The 15,579-nt window shown below is 47.5% G+C and carries 14 protein-coding genes and 1 tRNA gene; 1 reads left to right on the forward strand and 14 read right to left on the reverse strand.

What is annotated here, in order from left to right; all coding sequences use genetic code 11:
• The first annotated feature begins 330 nt into the window (after positions 1-330).
• Positions 331-591, forward strand: a complete 261-nt coding sequence (rpsT, locus tag M0Q40_03795) for a 30S ribosomal protein S20 (protein ID MCK9221733.1) — start codon at positions 331-333, stop codon at positions 589-591.
• A 41-nt stretch (positions 592-632) separates the two neighbouring features.
• On the opposite strand, the gene holA is transcribed toward rpsT, so the two are convergent.
• From holA to M0Q40_03865, 14 genes are all read right to left on the reverse strand, one after another.
• Positions 633-1,649 carry a DNA polymerase III subunit delta gene (gene holA / locus M0Q40_03800; GenBank protein ID MCK9221734.1) on the reverse strand — a complete coding sequence of 339 codons (1,017 nt, stop codon included), beginning with the start codon at positions 1,647-1,649 and terminating at the stop codon, positions 633-635.
• 83 nt (positions 1,650-1,732) lie between these two features.
• Positions 1,733-4,201, reverse strand: coding sequence for a DNA internalization-related competence protein ComEC/Rec2 (locus M0Q40_03805; GenBank protein MCK9221735.1), 2,469 nt, complete (start codon positions 4,199-4,201; stop codon positions 1,733-1,735).
• The gene (locus M0Q40_03810; protein ID MCK9221736.1) at positions 4,152-4,559 is read right to left on the reverse strand and encodes a helix-hairpin-helix domain-containing protein; all 408 of its coding nucleotides are present in this window, start codon (positions 4,557-4,559) and stop codon (positions 4,152-4,154) included. Before M0Q40_03810 ends, M0Q40_03805 begins: the two co-directional genes overlap by 50 nt.
• Positions 4,560-4,697: 138 nt before the next feature.
• Positions 4,698-7,160: a leucine--tRNA ligase gene (gene leuS / locus M0Q40_03815; protein MCK9221737.1), complete on the reverse strand. Its 2,463-nt coding sequence runs from the start codon at positions 7,158-7,160 to the stop codon at positions 4,698-4,700.
• Between the two features lie 113 nt (positions 7,161-7,273).
• Positions 7,274-7,349 (reverse strand) — tRNA-Ala (locus M0Q40_03820).
• A gap of 234 nt (positions 7,350-7,583) precedes the next feature.
• On the reverse strand, positions 7,584-8,342 hold the full coding sequence (locus M0Q40_03825; GenBank protein ID MCK9221738.1) for a class I SAM-dependent methyltransferase: 759 nt from the start codon (positions 8,340-8,342) through the stop codon (positions 7,584-7,586).
• A 13-nt stretch (positions 8,343-8,355) separates the two neighbouring features.
• Entirely contained in the window at positions 8,356-8,661 is a 306-nt protein-coding gene (rsfS, locus tag M0Q40_03830) for a ribosome silencing factor (protein ID MCK9221739.1), read from the reverse strand.
• An 83-nt stretch (positions 8,662-8,744) separates the two neighbouring features.
• Positions 8,745-10,010, reverse strand: coding sequence for an LCP family protein (locus M0Q40_03835; GenBank protein MCK9221740.1), 1,266 nt, complete (start codon positions 10,008-10,010; stop codon positions 8,745-8,747).
• Positions 10,011-10,021: 11 nt separating this feature from the next.
• Positions 10,022-10,591: a bis(5'-nucleosyl)-tetraphosphatase (symmetrical) YqeK gene (gene yqeK / locus M0Q40_03840; GenBank protein ID MCK9221741.1), complete on the reverse strand. Its 570-nt coding sequence runs from the start codon at positions 10,589-10,591 to the stop codon at positions 10,022-10,024.
• Positions 10,578-11,183 carry a nicotinate-nucleotide adenylyltransferase gene (nadD, locus tag M0Q40_03845; protein MCK9221742.1) on the reverse strand — a complete coding sequence of 202 codons (606 nt, stop codon included), beginning with the start codon at positions 11,181-11,183 and terminating at the stop codon, positions 10,578-10,580. The genes yqeK and nadD overlap by 14 nt, the downstream gene beginning before the upstream one ends.
• Before the next feature lie 13 nt (positions 11,184-11,196).
• A complete protein-coding gene (locus M0Q40_03850) occupies positions 11,197-12,444 on the reverse strand; it encodes a glutamate-5-semialdehyde dehydrogenase (GenBank protein MCK9221743.1) in 1,248 nt (415 codons plus the stop codon).
• 10 nt (positions 12,445-12,454) lie between these two features.
• Positions 12,455-13,648: an aminotransferase class I/II-fold pyridoxal phosphate-dependent enzyme gene (locus M0Q40_03855; protein MCK9221744.1), complete on the reverse strand. Its 1,194-nt coding sequence runs from the start codon at positions 13,646-13,648 to the stop codon at positions 12,455-12,457.
• On the reverse strand, positions 13,645-14,127 hold the full coding sequence (locus tag M0Q40_03860; protein ID MCK9221745.1) for an Lrp/AsnC family transcriptional regulator: 483 nt from the start codon (positions 14,125-14,127) through the stop codon (positions 13,645-13,647). Before M0Q40_03860 ends, M0Q40_03855 begins: the two co-directional genes overlap by 4 nt.
• 592 nt (positions 14,128-14,719) lie before the next feature.
• Entirely contained in the window at positions 14,720-15,505 is a 786-nt protein-coding gene (locus tag M0Q40_03865; protein MCK9221746.1) for an SDR family oxidoreductase, read from the reverse strand.
• Between the last annotated feature and the right edge of the window lie 74 nt (positions 15,506-15,579).

A 15,579-nucleotide genomic window follows, 5' to 3' on the forward strand; every position in this document is an offset into this window, starting at 1 on the left:
TAGTTCGCAGAAATAAATCATATTTCAAAACAACAGTAAACATAATGCCCTACTTCAGCCATGGGATGGAAGGCCTGTCGCCTCTAGCATTGTACAGTCTGATGTTGTATAAGAATGTGTCTATACATACTCGTAGAAATATCATGTGGTATTCTAATCATCGACATCGAACTTGCGACAATCATCAAGCTGGCTAATGGTGACAACTACTTCTTACCGGAGAAGGGCAATGGGGATGGCTCGACTGAGAAACAACTTGCAAAGCAAGGCTGACCGTGGTAGAATTGCAATGGGCAAATTCGCGAATATTAGGGAGGCATATATACATCAATGGCTAATACACCTTCTGCCAAGAAACGCATCAAAGTTGCCGAACGCCGCAGCCTTAGAAATAAGTCGGTTCAATCAGGCGTTAAGACGGCAATCCGGAAATACCAAGTCGCCTTGGAAAACCAGCCGGAGAATGCTCCGGCATACCTTTCGGAGGCGGTTTCTTTACTAGACAAAGCTGCATCTAAGGGCGTTATCCACCCCAATAAAGCAGCAAGACGGAAATCCCGTCTTACTAAAGCACTAAACAAAGTCCAGTAAAATGGGGGGTGGTGTATCGATATCTACACCGCCCAACTCCATTACACCATCAACCTAATAAGAAACATTTCTAGATTAAGAGCTTGGCCTTCATAGCTTTCCTTTAGTCTCCTATCTCCTTCCATGATCAGTTCCATAATCTCTTGTATCTGTCCCGGGGAGTATATCCGGCTTTGCGCACTTACCTTACTGATCACAAATGGATGACATCCTAAAACTCGGGCCATGTCCGACGCCTTATACCCAAGGCGCGTCAGACGCTGCACACCCATGATTAACCGGTACTGCCTTGCAATCATAATGAATATGCGCATGGGCTGCTCCCCAGAAGAGAGCATCTGTCTCAGGAGAACTAAGGCTTGCATCTTATCTCGCTTCCCGACAGCATCAACTAGAGCAAAAATGGCCTTATCCTCTGGGCCACTACTGGCAAGACTACTTAAACGATCAAGCGTCTCCTTGGTAACTACACCTCCATCCCGACCACAATAGCAGCTAATCTTATCTATTTCATTGGCGGCCAACTGCAGATCTGTCTCGACTCGTTGCATCAATAACTCGAAGGCATCCTGTTCCAGGGAAACCCTGTTTTCCTTAAGCCGTTTGGCCACCCATTTACGCGCATCCACATTACTAACTGGATTAAATTCCGCAATGCGTCCGATCTCATTGACCCGTTTGAAGAACTTCGTCCGCCGATCTATATTTGTCGATAGGATGATTAGGTGACTATCCCTCGGCAAGACCTCAACTATCTTAAGCAACTGCTCCGGCTGCAATCTGGTTTCATCAAAGCTTTGGATCAATGTCACTGAGACATCGGCCCCAATTGTCTGTGATGTGATCGATTGAACTAAGTGGTCGAACTGAAGGTCTCCACCCTGAAAACTCGTTAGGGCCCAATCTCTTTGTTCCATGGGTACCAATGCTTCCAGTAGTTCCTCTGAGGCCTTATCCTTAAGGTACGTTTCCTGACCAAAAAGCCAATATACAGGAGCAAAACTCCTCTTCGAGATATCGTCCTGAATCAGTTGATACCCACTTTCTCCCTTTGCCATAAGCGTCTCCTCTCCATTTACCCTTTGTCCTTGTCAAAGGACAGGCACCAAAGCACAGTGCTCATTAACTAAAAAGCCGACTACTAGTATCGGAGAAACAACCGACTTTTCTGGGTGCGTACCAGACGGCGACCAAACCAAAGGTGAACGATAACCGCTCCATCCTCATCGGTCCGAAAGACCTGAACACCTTGCCGTTTCAGACTATTGAGTACTTGTTCCCCCGGTTGACCAAACCCATTACGCCCCACTTGAACAACGGAGATCTGCGGATTTACCGCTTGATTGAAAAAGACATCAAAAGCCAAAGTACTGCCGTGATGAGGAGCTTTCATCGCAAAGCTGTCTAGTTCTTGCCCATCTGCAAGGAGCATCCGCTGCCCCTTAATCTCCACATCACCGGTAAATAGGAACCTAGTATCATTGCCTTCTAGCATAGTCACCAGCGAGGCATCATTGGTACCTAGTAAATTATTGGCAACCACTGACCTGGGTGGGTGCAAGACTTTCAGATGAGTATCACCCACTTCAAGCCAATCCCCTGTAGATACAGTATAACAAGGTACTTTCCTTTCTTCAATCAATGACCACAATCGACGAAAGGAGGGATCCGAGGCTGTTTGTCCATTGTACCAGATCATTCCTACATCTATAGCTTCAACTACTGACGCAAACCCACCATAATGATCCACATGGGGATGGGTAATCACCACCAAGTCAAGTCTACGTACGTCCTTGTACCTTAAGAAGGGCAAGATTATCTCTTTGCCAACGTCGTAAGGTCTGCGATCCGGCCGAATAGGACGCCCTCCGGCATCAATCATAATATGATAGTCCCCCGGCAAGCTGATGTATATTGCATCGCCCTGTCCCACGTCCAGAAAGACTACTTCAATCTCACCCGGCCTTATACTGAATATGGAAAACCAAAAGGCAACAGCCAAAAACCCCATCGTCCAGTTTAGCAGACGCTTTCGAGACTGGCGGGATAAAAAACGCGGTAGCTTAGATGTTTCTTGCAGTAACGGATAACACACAATAAGCCACGCATAAAACAGAGTGGGATAAACCCAACTAAAACCAGGGACCTGGAAGAAACCGGGAAAAGCCGCAAACCAATCAACCAGTAACCAGAACAGGGAAACTACATAATTGGCAAGGGCTCCTCCCATGGAAATCCAACCCGGTGTGACCAACCCAATAGCTCCCAGAAGGAATATAATAATAAGAAGGAGCCCAAACAGCGGAATCAATACTAGATTGGCGACTATCGCATTTAAGCTTGCGGTCTGGAAGTAATACAGAGCCAACGGCGTCACCCCAACCCATGCTCCTAGTGAAACAGCTACAGATGAGAAAAGCCAGTTAGGCATAGGGAATAGCATTTTGCCAAACACAGGGCTTAGGGCCAAAATACCAAACACAGCGGCAAAGGATAGCTGCCACCCCACACCGGTCACGTTAAGGGGATTTATGATCAGTGTAACCCACGCTGTAAGAATCAAAAGCTGCAACGATGATTTAGGTCTCTTGCTAATCGCGGCACTAACACCAAGGGTTAACCCCACCACAGCACGAAGAGTGGATGCCTGTAATCCGGTTAACAGCAAATACACGTATAGCAGGGGCAACGCCATTAGAGTAGACTGCCACCTGGGTTTACGAAAAACACTCCCCACAATACAGTACACCCCGACAAGTAAGCCGATATGTGTACCAGATATTGAAAGCAAATGAGAGACCCCTGCTCGTTCAATCGCTTCCTGCTGTTTAACTGTAAATAGACTCCGATCCCCTAAGAGCAAAGAGCGATAGAATGGCACAACATCATCGGGAAGGTCCTTTTCTAAAGACTTGATGTCCTGGTGTAATGCATACAACTGCTTCATGGGAAACCTAGCGTTATTTCCTCCAGTAGCCTGCAGCTGTTTAGGATCTTCTACGTACAATGTTGCGGAATATCCACTTCGGTAGGCGTAGCTCTGCCAATTAGGCTCCCCGGGATTTGATGCGCGAGAGGGTTTCCGCAGCCAACCGCTCACAACTACCTCATCACCGTAAGATAGAGCAGCAACAGCTTGCCGCTCATCAGTTGACCAAGCCCAGGTATCTATCGTAACCCGTATCCGCCCTTGCACGTGACCACCATCTATGTATTGGTTTACAGCAAGCAGGAAATAGAAATTCGTATCCTTCTGGGCCAATGGTGTAGAAATAGTCCCTGTTATTTCCACCGGTTGATCTTGCAGATAGCCAAACCGCTGGTGATGGACCTGGAAACTGGCAGAATATGCCAAGCAGCCAAGGGCCACCCAGGTGGCAGCAATTGCACAACCAATCCAGCTTCGGTCCGCGAAATAGGAGAACATAGTCGCTAACAGGATCACACCTACGATAACAATTGCTACGGCCACATTGAAATAATCAACGGCTACCGCAGCTAATACCACCCCCGCAATATAGGCGATGGCGTTTTGGCTTGCAACAACACAGGCTTTTTGTCTATTCAACACAGATAAGAGGACGAAGTTTCTCCATGGTTTTCTGGCCAATACCGCTCACCTTAAGAAGCTCATCTACACTACTGAAGGGACCATTTTGCTTACGGTATTCCACGATTCTTAAGGCCAACGCAGGACCTATGCCGGGTAATTGTTGTAGCTCCACTTGCTCGGCCTTATTGATATTCAGCTTTCCCGCTGAATTAAACTCGGTCTGCACCACAGGATGTAGCGCATCATCCCCAGTGTCTTCCTGATCCTCCCAATGGAAAGTAATATCAACATCGGCCCCTTGCTTTGTCTGAAGGTAATAGTAAACTGACATACCCACAAATAGGCAAAGCGCAAGACCAATAGAAAGCAAGCTTCCATGCCGATTTAGTTTTCCCCTAAGTGTTAAGCGCGGCACGTCACACCACTCCCTTCGTTTATATCTATTCTATGTGGTTTATCTTAGCTTGTCAACATATCCACTTCTACTGTACCCGCAGGGATAAGGAAACTGCCCTGCGGACATTCAACAAGGGCAGTCCCGTCTCTACCGTATCTACCTGACCACGATGTTAACTAGCTTCTTAGGGACAAGAATTACCTTCACCACATCTTTCCCTTCCATGAATGGAGCCAGGCTTTCCTGAGATGTAGCGAGCTTTTTTAGTTCATCGTCAGTAATATCCACCGGTACAGTTACCCGATCTCGTACCTTTCCGTTGACCTGTAATACTATTGTCATCTCTTCAACCTGAAGGGCCTCTTCATCCACTTGGGGCCAAACCATTTTATGAACACTTCCTCTGCCACCAAGCTCTTGCCATAATTCCTCAGCCAAATGAGGGACAAAGGGGGCTAACATAAGAACTAAGGTCTCTAGCCCTTCTCGGCAAAGATACATATTATCCCCATCATACTGATAGAAAGCATTAACGTACTCCATAATCGAACTGATGGCGGTGTTGAAATTGAACCGTTGGATATCACCCTTTACCTTAGATAAGGTTTGATGCATAGCCCTTCTTAAGTCCTTGTCCTGTCCAACAAGGCCATCGTTACTCCTAGTAGGCTGCACCTTTTGTACCCGCGGGGAGTAATCTTGCACTAAACGCCAAACCCGGTTAATAAACCGATAGGCGCCCTCTACACCGGATTCGCTCCACTCAAGGTCGCGATCTGGTGGTGCTGCAAACAGAATGAATAACCTAGCTGTATCTGCTCCGTAGCGTTCCACAATACGATCCGGATCCACTACATTTCCCTTGGATTTGGACATCTTGATACCGTCTTTGAGTACCATTCCTTGGGTCAGTAGATTGGCAAAGGGTTCCTCGGATTCTACCAAACCCAAGTCGTGAAGTACCATTGTAAAAAAGCGGGCATACATCAAGTGCAAAATTGCATGCTCAACCCCACCGATATACTGATCAACCGGCATCCAATAATCAGCAACATCCTTGTCAACTGCTTGCTTCCCATTATGTGGGTCACAATACCGGAGGAAATACCACGAAGAACAGACAAAGGTGTCCATCGTATCTGTCTCACGGCTCGCCTTGCCACCGCAAGTAGGACAAGTAGTGTTGACAAAGGACTCGTGCTTAGACAACGGTGACTTACCGTCTGTGCCAAATTCCACATCCTCTGGCAAAATCACAGGTAAATCCTTTTCTGGTACAGGTACCAATCCACATTTTTCGCAGTTAATCATCGGAATTGGAGCACCCCAGTAGCGTTGCCTTGAAATCAACCAGTCCCGTAGCCGGTACTGTACTTTAAACTCACCCAACTGCTTGGTTTCTAGATAGTCAATAATCTTTTCCATGGCACGATTGTTCTCAAGACCTGAGAACCGATCGGAATTAACCAGAACGCCGCTTCCTTCATAGGCAGCAGGCAACTCGTCTTCCGCGGACTCCGCCTGGGGATCTTGAATCACTAAACGAACGGGAATATCGTATTTTCTGGCAAACTCAAAGTCCCTCTGATCATGGGCTGGCACCGCCATAATCGCGCCCGTCCCATAGCCCATTAATACGTAATTGCCTAGCCAGATCGGGATCCGTTCTCCGCTTAGCGGGTTAATACAGTACTTACCTGTGAAGATACCAAGTTTTTCAGTGTCCTCGGCCGTCCTTGAGATCTCATCTTCATGAACCACTTGGGCAATAAACCGGCGAATCTCTGCCTCATTATCTGCCCCATCAATTAATTCTTCCACCCAGGGGTGCTCAGGAGCCATAACCATAAACGTAGCACCATAGATAGTATCAGGCCTAGTAGTAAACACCTCTAGGATCTTGTCGGTACCGTCTATGGCAAACTTTAGCATAGCACCTTCGCTGCGGCCAATCCAGTTATGCTGCATTGTTTTCACTTTATCTGGCCAACCATCCAGCTTCTGCAAATTGTCCAAAAGCCTCTGAGCATAGCTGGTAATCCGGAAAAACCACTGTTCAAGATGCTTTTTCTCCACCGGTGTATCACAGCGCTCACAGTTTCCTGCAACCACCTGCTCATTGGCAAGGACCGTGCCACAGGACGGACACCAGTTAACCGCTGCACCAGATTTGTAAGCGAGTCCCGCCCTGTAAAACTGTAAAAACAACCACTGGGTCCACCGATAGTAATCCGGTAAACAAGAGGTGATTTCCCGCGACCAATCGTAGCTAAGCCCGAGCCTCTTTAATTGCTGCTTCATATAGGCAATGTTTTCCTTTGTCCATAGCACAGGATGGACCCCCCGCTGAATCGCAGCATTTTCCGCCGGAAGTCCAAAAGCGTCCCACCCCATCGGGTGCAAGACATTGAAACCATTCATAGATTGAAATCTGGCAACAACATCACCGATGGCATAATTACGCACATGACCCATGTGTAACCTGCCTGAAGGATAAGGAAGCATCTCCAAGCAATAATACTTTGGTTTGTCAGGATCTTCAGCTACTTTATATAATTCACTTTCATCCCAGTGTTTTTGCCATTTTGGCTCGATCTGTCTAAAATCGTAGGTTCGCACCGTTGATCTCCTCCGTAATCTAAGCTTAAACAACCACAACAAAAAACCCCTGCTAACACGCAGGGGCGAGAAGTCTTCCCGTGGTACCACCCTTTTTGGTGATCATACAAAAATGGTGGAGCTGAACGGAATCGAACCGTCGACCTCTTGAATGCCATTCAAGCGCTCTCCCAACTGAGCTACAGCCCCACATAATGACAACCCACTCTTAGCCTCGTAACGGTGGCAACCGTCACATGCTAGATGATTTACATGTGAATCTCCAAGGCGAGTTCCCCAGTTGTTCCACATCGACTTACACCCACCGTCGACTCTCTGCTGTGAATCTAACTGGCTACTACTCCTCTTCATTGACTTTAGTTTTGTAAACATTGTACGTTCCGTATTATAACTGACCCCTTGCGGAAAGTCAAGGGGCGTTCGTCATTCTGATCTTTGAGCCACAAAGTTCCACCGGTAGCTGTTACTCTTCGCTGGCAAAAGGGTAAAGCCATCAAAAACGTCCAAAACAGTAAATCCTTTTTCATCTAACGCTTGAGCTAGCTGATCCATCGGGTAAGCCTGTTCAATATGGCGCTCCCTGTACTCTCGAAGAACACCCCCGACTGTAATGGAAAAGGTAAGATCCATCACACATCGTCCCTTGTTCTTATCATAGGAAGTCTCCCATTTTAGCTCCCCACCTGGCACTTGGTCATAGTAGACATTTGTTCCGTAAAATCTCTCTAGGGCCAAGGCAGTATTCACATCGAATACGAACAGGCCCCCAGGTCTTAAGCACTGATATACCCGGCCAAAACACTGTTTCACGTCGTCAATTGCATCTAAGTAGTTGATACTATCACACAGACAGATCACAGCATCAAAAGAAGTACCTGTGTTAAGATACCTCATATCCTGTTGAAGCAACGGCACCACTAGCCTCGAATCATAGAACTTCTCATCGGCTAGGGCTAACATGTCCTCTGAAAGATCCACCCCTGTCATGTTGTATCCCTGCTGAGCTAGATAAAGCGTGATGCCACCGGTACCGCAAGCCAGATCCAACACCGTCTCAGGGGCATGTTCGTAGTGCTGCCATATCTGAATCACGTACTGACCCCACTGGGGATAGTCTACTTCACTCTTCATTCGATCATAGACAAGGGCCAAATACTGATATCTCCCCAAATCCTCCGTCATTTACACACATCCATCATCCAAGTTTGGGATTCTCTGATCCTATAGTCACTTCGACTTGCTTTGCATCGCCCCACAGTCTTTCCAGACCGTAGTAATCTCTCTCCTCGGGGGAAAAGATGTGTACAATCACATCGCCATAATCAATGAGAACCCATCCTGATCCGTGTTCCCCTTCCCGATGCAACCGCTTTCTCCCCAAACCGGAAAGCTCTTTTTCTATGTTATCGGCAATCGCCTTTCTTGAAACATCGGATTGACCGGTGCAGATTACAAAATAGTCGCACATAATCGATAACTGGCTCAAATCGAGAATACACACATTCTCAGCTTTCTTATCGAAGGCTGCCATCGCCGCGCGTTGGGCAAGTTGCTCAGGTAACAGTCAAACCACCTCCATTTAGATTAGTTGCTGGATACGTAATCTTTCCCTACGATTACCAGCAAATCAACGGCCTGATCTACTTCCTCCATAATCTCAGCCGTTTCTCCCATTAGACTCCTAACTTGTTCAGCAAAGTCTCTGTTCTGAGACTCTTGGTACTTAATCTGAGTTGTTTCATAGTCGTAGTGATCTGCGTTCCCTATCTCTTGAATTCTATAGCCATTTTGACGCAGACAACTAGCAACCTCTGCGGCAATACCGCGCTTTCCGGAGCCGTTTAAAACTCCAATTACGGGACGTGTGATCCCTGAAAACACCTCGATCACCTCATAGGCTAACACATCTTGGTCAGCAATCCAGTAACTAGCCCCCCTAATTCGCTGTTCGGACCCCGGGATAACCCCATAGTGAAGGTCCTCAGTTCTATGAAAACGCTTAGCGATGCTGATTGCTTTCCTAATGGGCAAATTAGTCTTCACCCCTTGGCTCACATCGGAAAGCAACGCAGGTAATCGGAGGATAGTTGCGGGCCGCAGAACCTGTTTTTGCAGCGCACTAATAAAGTTCTGTTGACGAACAACACGACCCTTGTACACATCTTTTACGGGATCAGCCGCCGTGATATCTCCCAACCCATCTCCTCGATACCGAATATACCCTAAGGCAGTCCGCCCGTCAAGAACTTGGAGGCCAGCTGTGATATCGATATGCAAATTACCAGCAAAATCATCATATTGCATATCTTTTTCCACTACAAGCTCTACTCCCCCGAGAGTATCTATAATTTTCTCAAAGGCCTGGAAATTAAGTAGAACATAATAATCAATCTCAACACCCAAGAGCGTCTCGACACAGTCCATGGCTAGACCAGGTCCGCCTTTGCCGTTTGCCTCATTGATTCTACTCATAGCTCCGTCAACTTCGACTAAGGTATCCCGGGGAATAGTTAATACACTAACAAAATTACTATTTGGCAGATAACCTAGGACAAATATAGTATCAGTACGTCCCTCCTCCTTGTCGAGGATATCGCCACCTAAAACAAGCACCGTGGTTAACCTCTCTAGTTCCTGGAAGACTAAGGAACCTTCCGTTTTTGGCCTCCTAGGGGCGTCCCAGTAGATCTGCTTGTAGTAAGTATACCATGCAGCCAAAACAGCAAGTACAATCGCAAACAAGATTACAAAGACAACAATAAAGGTCCGCTTACGCCGCACCTGTCTTCGATCTACTGCCTGTTTATCCAACTCTTCCATGCGTTTTCTATATTCCTCTTCTGGAAGCATGATAACTCTCCTTAGCTTGATGCCGACAATAGTAAATCATTAACAGCCTCCACTGTAGCTATGTGCAGGGGAAGCTCCCTTCGCAAAACGTAATGACAAGTCCTCCTAAGGGCTATCAGACAAGCCCTATCTAGATCCACGAAAGCAAGTCGACGTATCCCCTTCACACCGGGAAAGCTCCGACCGGGTTCGATGTAGTCCGCAAGATACACAATCTTCTCCAGCTTCGACATCCCAGCTCGTCCAGTAGTATGATAAGCAATGGCATTCAAAACATTATCATTGGTAATACCAAAATGCTCCCGAGCCAAGATTGCCGCCACCGGCCCGTGTAGCAAGTCCGGGTAAGACTCCTCAATCTGCAGCTTCAATATACCAAAATCAATGGCTATTTGCAATAACTGCTCCCCAGCCAGCTCTCGGGCATAGTCATGAAGTAAACCAGCGGTTACCGCCTCCACACCACTTGCTTCCCACTGTTCAGCCAAAGCTGCAGCCGTTTGTGTCACACCTAGTGTATGCCGAAATCGCCCTGCGCTAAGCACCTTCCCTACTTCGCCCCGCAGTTCATCTATATCCATAAAGCCCATGCTCCTCAATATAACTTGAAACACTCTCTGGAATCAGATACCTCACGGAAATACCTTGGCTTATCCTGTTTCGAATATCTGTTGATGAAATATCAATGGTAAAGGCGGGAACAATCTTGATTCGTTCCTCAATATATAACGAACCTAGTCGTTGTTTAGCTTCGGATATGGAAAAGCCTGGACGGGGCATCACAGCTAGATTGCACAACGAGATGACCTGCTCTGGCTGCCGCCAGTTCAAAAGATCCAACAGGTTATCCGAACCAATAATGAAAGACAGCTCCCGGTCAGGATAAATTCTCTTAATGCTTTTGAGCGTATCCACGGTATAGGTAGCGCCCTGCCGTTCCAAGTCCACGGTACAAAGATGAAAACGGGGATTATCCGCAATAGCTAATTCAGTCATGGCCCTACGATGTTCCGCGGAAGTGACGTTTCTGTCGCGTTTGTGCCCGGGAGTACCCGCTGGTACAAACAAAACCTGAGACAGATTAAGGTATTCACCTACGTACTCCCCGAGAATTAGATGTCCTAGATGAATTGGATCAAAAGTACCACCTAAAACACCGATTGACTGGACCAAGAAACTAGCCCCCCTAACGAATTTGCCCTTCACCGAGAATAATATACTTAACCGTCGTAAGCTCTCTTAGGCCCATGGGACCCCTCGCATGTAGCTTCTGTGTACTAATGCCCATTTCCGCCCCTAGCCCAAATTGCCCTCCATCGGTAAAACGAGTTGAGGCATTTACATACACTGCCGCGGCATCCACCTCGTGTAGAAACCGGCGGGCAAGGGAGTAATCTTGAGTAATAATGCATTCCGAATGTTGTGTGCCGTGTACCGTGATATGATCCACCGCCTGCTCAAACCCTTCAACGACCTTAACAGCCAAGATCAAGTCAAGATACTCTGTATCCCAGTCTTCTTCGGTTGCCGGATGCCAGGTCGGTACAATTTCCACGGCTCTATTACATCCCCGAACTTCAACACCAGCATCACCCAATCTGCGAGCCAATTCAGATAGAAATCTCGGTGCAATATCCTGATGGACCAACAATGTCTCCACCGCATTACAGACCCCAGGCCGCTGTGTCTTGGCATTGAGAATAATCTCCACAGCCTGTTTCTCATTGGCCACTCGGTCCACATAAATATGGCAGTTCCCAACTCCGGTAGCAATCACTGGTACCGTAGCGTTCTCCATAACCGTTCTTATTAGTCCTGCTCCACCCCGGGGAATTAAGACATCAATGTATCTGTCTAGTCGCAGCATGGCTTGAACCCCTGCCCGACTAGGTTCTTCGATTAGCCCAACAGCCCCCTCGGGGATCCCACTGGATAGCGCCCCTTGGGTAATCACTTGGGTGATCGCTTTGTTTGATTCTAGCGCCTCCCCGCTTCCCCGCAGCAAGACTGCATTCCCCGACTTAAGACACAATCCCGCTGCATCAACGGTTACATTGGGCCTGGCCTCATAGATAATCCCGATTACCCCTAAAGGCACCCGCATACGGCCAATTTCCAGACCATTGGGTCGTTTCCACATCTGCTCAATCTCACCAACAGGATCCGGCAACATGGCTACTTCCCGCAGCCCTATCGCCATATCGTTAATCCGTTGGAGGGTTAGCATCAATCGATCCAGTAGCGCACCTGAAATGCCCTTTTCCTTAGCACAGGCTACATCTTGTTCATTGGCAGCAAGGATCTCCTGCGCACCATCCAATAGGGCATCGGCCATGGCCAACAGGGCCTCATCCTTCTTCTTGCTAGACAAGGACGCTAATACCCGACTTGCTTCCTTAGCCTTCTGGGCTTTACTCTCTACATAACTAACAATATCAGACACGTTAAGCCCCCTCACCACTGGCACATTTACGTAAGCTATTGTTCTCAACAAAACGCCCGATGCGTTCAAGGGCCTCTTTGATCTCATCAATACTGGCAGCATAGGAACAACGTACAAAGCCTTCCCCGCTTGATCCAAAGGCTGTTCCCGGGACCACTGCCACCTTCTCCTGTTTGAGAAGCTGCTCACAGAAAGTCTCCGCATCAAGCCCTGTACTCCTAACTGAAGGGAATACATAAAACGCCCCCTGGGGCATAGAGCACTCTAGGCCAACCTCATTGAGTCCTTTAACGATCAATCTGCGACGCTCATTGTACTCCTGGCGCATGGCGGCCTTTTCCCTATGACAATTCCTCAAAGCTTCGATTGCCGCCTTTTGACTGGTAATCGGGGCACAAAGCATGGTATACTGATGAATCTTGTTCATCCCTTTGATCACGTCGGTGCGCCCAAGGGCGTACCCGATTCGCCACCCGGTCATCGCATAGGTTTTGGAGAAGCCGTTTAGGACAATCGCCCGTTCCCTCATACCCGGCATTTGGGCTATACTGGTGTACTTGCCATCGTATACCAATTCTGAGTAGATCTCATCGGTAATCACTAAGAGATCGTACTTGACGGCGACTCTAGCAATATCCGCCAAGCAATGACTTGTTAGGACTGTTCCAGTGGGATTGTTAGGAGAACACAGCAAAACTGCTTTCGTACGCTCGTTAATCGCCTTCTCTAGTTCGTCTACCCTTAACTGGAAACCATCCTCCATGGTTGTGGGAATAGTGCGGGGGACCCCACCCGCCAAGATCACCGTCGGCTGATAAGAGACATAGCAGGGTTCCGCCATGATCACCTCATCGCCCGGAGTAAGAATAGTCCGCATCAATAAATCAAGGGCCTCACTTACACCTACCGTGACGATAATTTCTTCCTTAGGGTTGTATCTCATCCCCATGTTTTCGTACCAATAATCACTGATCGCATTCCGTAGCTCGAGCAACCCTTGATTTGACGTGTACATGGTATATCCTTCTTTGAGGGAATGAAGAGCCGCTTCCCGAATCCGCCAAGGCGTCACAAAGTCCGGTTCGCCGATCCCAAGGGAAACCACATCGTCCATGTCCGCCACAAGGTCAAAAAAACGTCTAATCCCCGATGGGGCCAAAGATTTTATTACAGGAGAGACGAAATCCCGGTTCATGGTGACACCGCCATTCTCTTCGGTTTCGTCTTCCCGTCCAAGATGACACCCTCTTGCTTGTATTTCTTTAGGACAAAGTACGTCACAGTGCTCTTAACCCGGTCGATCGTCGCCAATTTAGTGGATACAAAATGGGCCACTTCCCTAATGTCACGGCCTTCGACAAATACCGATAAATCATAGCTTCCTGACATCAAGTACAATGCTCGTACCTCAGGAAAGTTGTAGATCCTTTCGGCAATATCATCAAAACCCACATCACGCTCGGGTTCTACTTGAACGGCAATCATCGCTTCGACTAAATCGTCATCAACCTTTTCCCAGTTGACTAACGCATGGTACTTAACTATTATCCCCTGTTCTTCCATCTGGGCGATTTGATCTATAACCTCATCCTCTGTCAGGTCAAGCATAGTTGCTATATCCTTAGGAGAGACTCGGTTATCCTGCTCTAATATTTCAAGGATCCTCTTATTCAAACCACCACATCCATTCTGACCTTGGGTTTTTGTTTATCATTATAACACATGGGCAACCGATTACCACAGTAGATTACGCAGGTCAAGGAGATTTTGTTAATCAGATTAAGGGAAATACAAAAAACGAAGGAAAGCCAAATCAGAACGTCCATAGAGCAACTAATCCCCAAGCGTTACAGCACTTAGAGTTGGAAACTCCAACTACATGTTCAATAGCGACGTTTCTCGACCATTAATCGAATGTTGCAACACTGTTGTGGCTTGCGATGCCCATGGCCAAAATGGATTGGGTGATCTGGAGGGTTTGCAACCTAGCCTATCGAGTTTCTAACAAATTGATTGTTGCAGACACAGTACTGTGTCCGACAAAGACTACCTACGTACCCATGGCTCTGAATTTGGCGTAGAAACAACAGTGTTGGAAGTAGGCCAAGACAATCGTTAAGCTGAAATGGTAGAAAACAGCGTTTTAGTTACCAATCCGATCAGTCGGTTCCGAAGTAATGCAAACACCTCGGGATGGATTTCCATAGTACGGTATGGTCTTTTGAAAAAGACCACTTCAAAATGAGCGGGGTTAATCCCCGCTCGCTTATGATGAGAGGAAGCCGCCATCGACAGGAATAATGGTACCCTGCACATAGCTGGCCAAATCTGAAGCGAGGAATAGCGCGACCCGGGCCACCTCATCCGGCTGGCCCCAACGATTGAGGGCTAGTCGGTTCTGAAAGTCATAACCGGTCTTAATCAAGTCCAGTTTTATCTTTTGGATCGCTTGCTTGATTAACCGGGTCGTCCCAGGTGTTTTGATCGCACCTGGAAGAATACAATTGACCCGAAAGTTGTGCCGACCATAGTCCCGGGCTAGAGCCCGGGTAAGGGCCAATACCCCTGCTTTGCTTACGCTGTAGGTGACTAGATCCTTTTTGAAGGGTAGGATCGCCTCGATGGACGAGACGTTGATGATAATGCCACCTTTTTTCCTAGCGCGTCCGATGAAGCCCTGACACATCCACAGGACTGATTCCAGGTTGATGGCAAAGGTCTGCCGCAGAAAGTCCTCGTCAATATCTAAAAAGTCCTTAGCCGGGTATACCCCCGCATTATTAATAATCACATCGGGTAGAGCATCATCGTCTAGGCTTTCCCAAAACTCATCAATCTGTTTTTTACTAGTCAGGTCAATTGGATACACAGAAGCTGCCGGCAACAGGTTTTGTTTAATCTCCCCCAAACCATCCCGATTAATATCCAAAAGCAGAACTTGGGCCTGTGCATCAGCGAAACGTAGTGCGATCGCTCTACCGATTCCCGAAGAAGCACCTGTGACTAGAACCTTCTTCCCTTCCATTTGGAGAAGCTGTGACGTTGGTATCATTTCATCCACCCCGTTTTAGTATTGCTAAATAAAGAAGATGATAGCACTTCGGATCTGGGTAGATGAGCTTTCTG

It is taken from the genome of Limnochordia bacterium (genome assembly GCA_023230925.1).
Lineage (GTDB): Bacteria > Bacillota > Limnochordia > DUMW01 > DUMW01 > JALNWK01.

Excerpts from the sequence above, each read along its gene's own strand:
- rpsT (MCK9221733.1), top strand. The coding sequence starts at position 331 with ATGGCTAATACACCTTCTGCCAAGAAACGCATCAAAGTTGCCGAACGC.
- holA (MCK9221734.1), bottom strand. The coding sequence starts at position 1,649 with ATGGCAAAGGGAGAAAGTGGGTATCAACTGATTCAGGACGATATCTCG.
- M0Q40_03825 (MCK9221738.1), bottom strand. The coding sequence starts at position 8,342 with ATGACGGAGGATTTGGGGAGATATCAGTATTTGGCCCTTGTCTATGAT.
- M0Q40_03835 (MCK9221740.1), bottom strand. The coding sequence starts at position 10,010 with ATGCTTCCAGAAGAGGAATATAGAAAACGCATGGAAGAGTTGGATAAA.
- yqeK (MCK9221741.1), bottom strand. The coding sequence starts at position 10,591 with ATGGATATAGATGAACTGCGGGGCGAAGTAGGGAAGGTGCTTAGCGCA.
- M0Q40_03855 (MCK9221744.1), bottom strand. The coding sequence starts at position 13,648 with ATGAACCGGGATTTCGTCTCTCCTGTAATAAAATCTTTGGCCCCATCG.
- M0Q40_03865 (MCK9221746.1), bottom strand. The coding sequence starts at position 15,505 with ATGATACCAACGTCACAGCTTCTCCAAATGGAAGGGAAGAAGGTTCTA.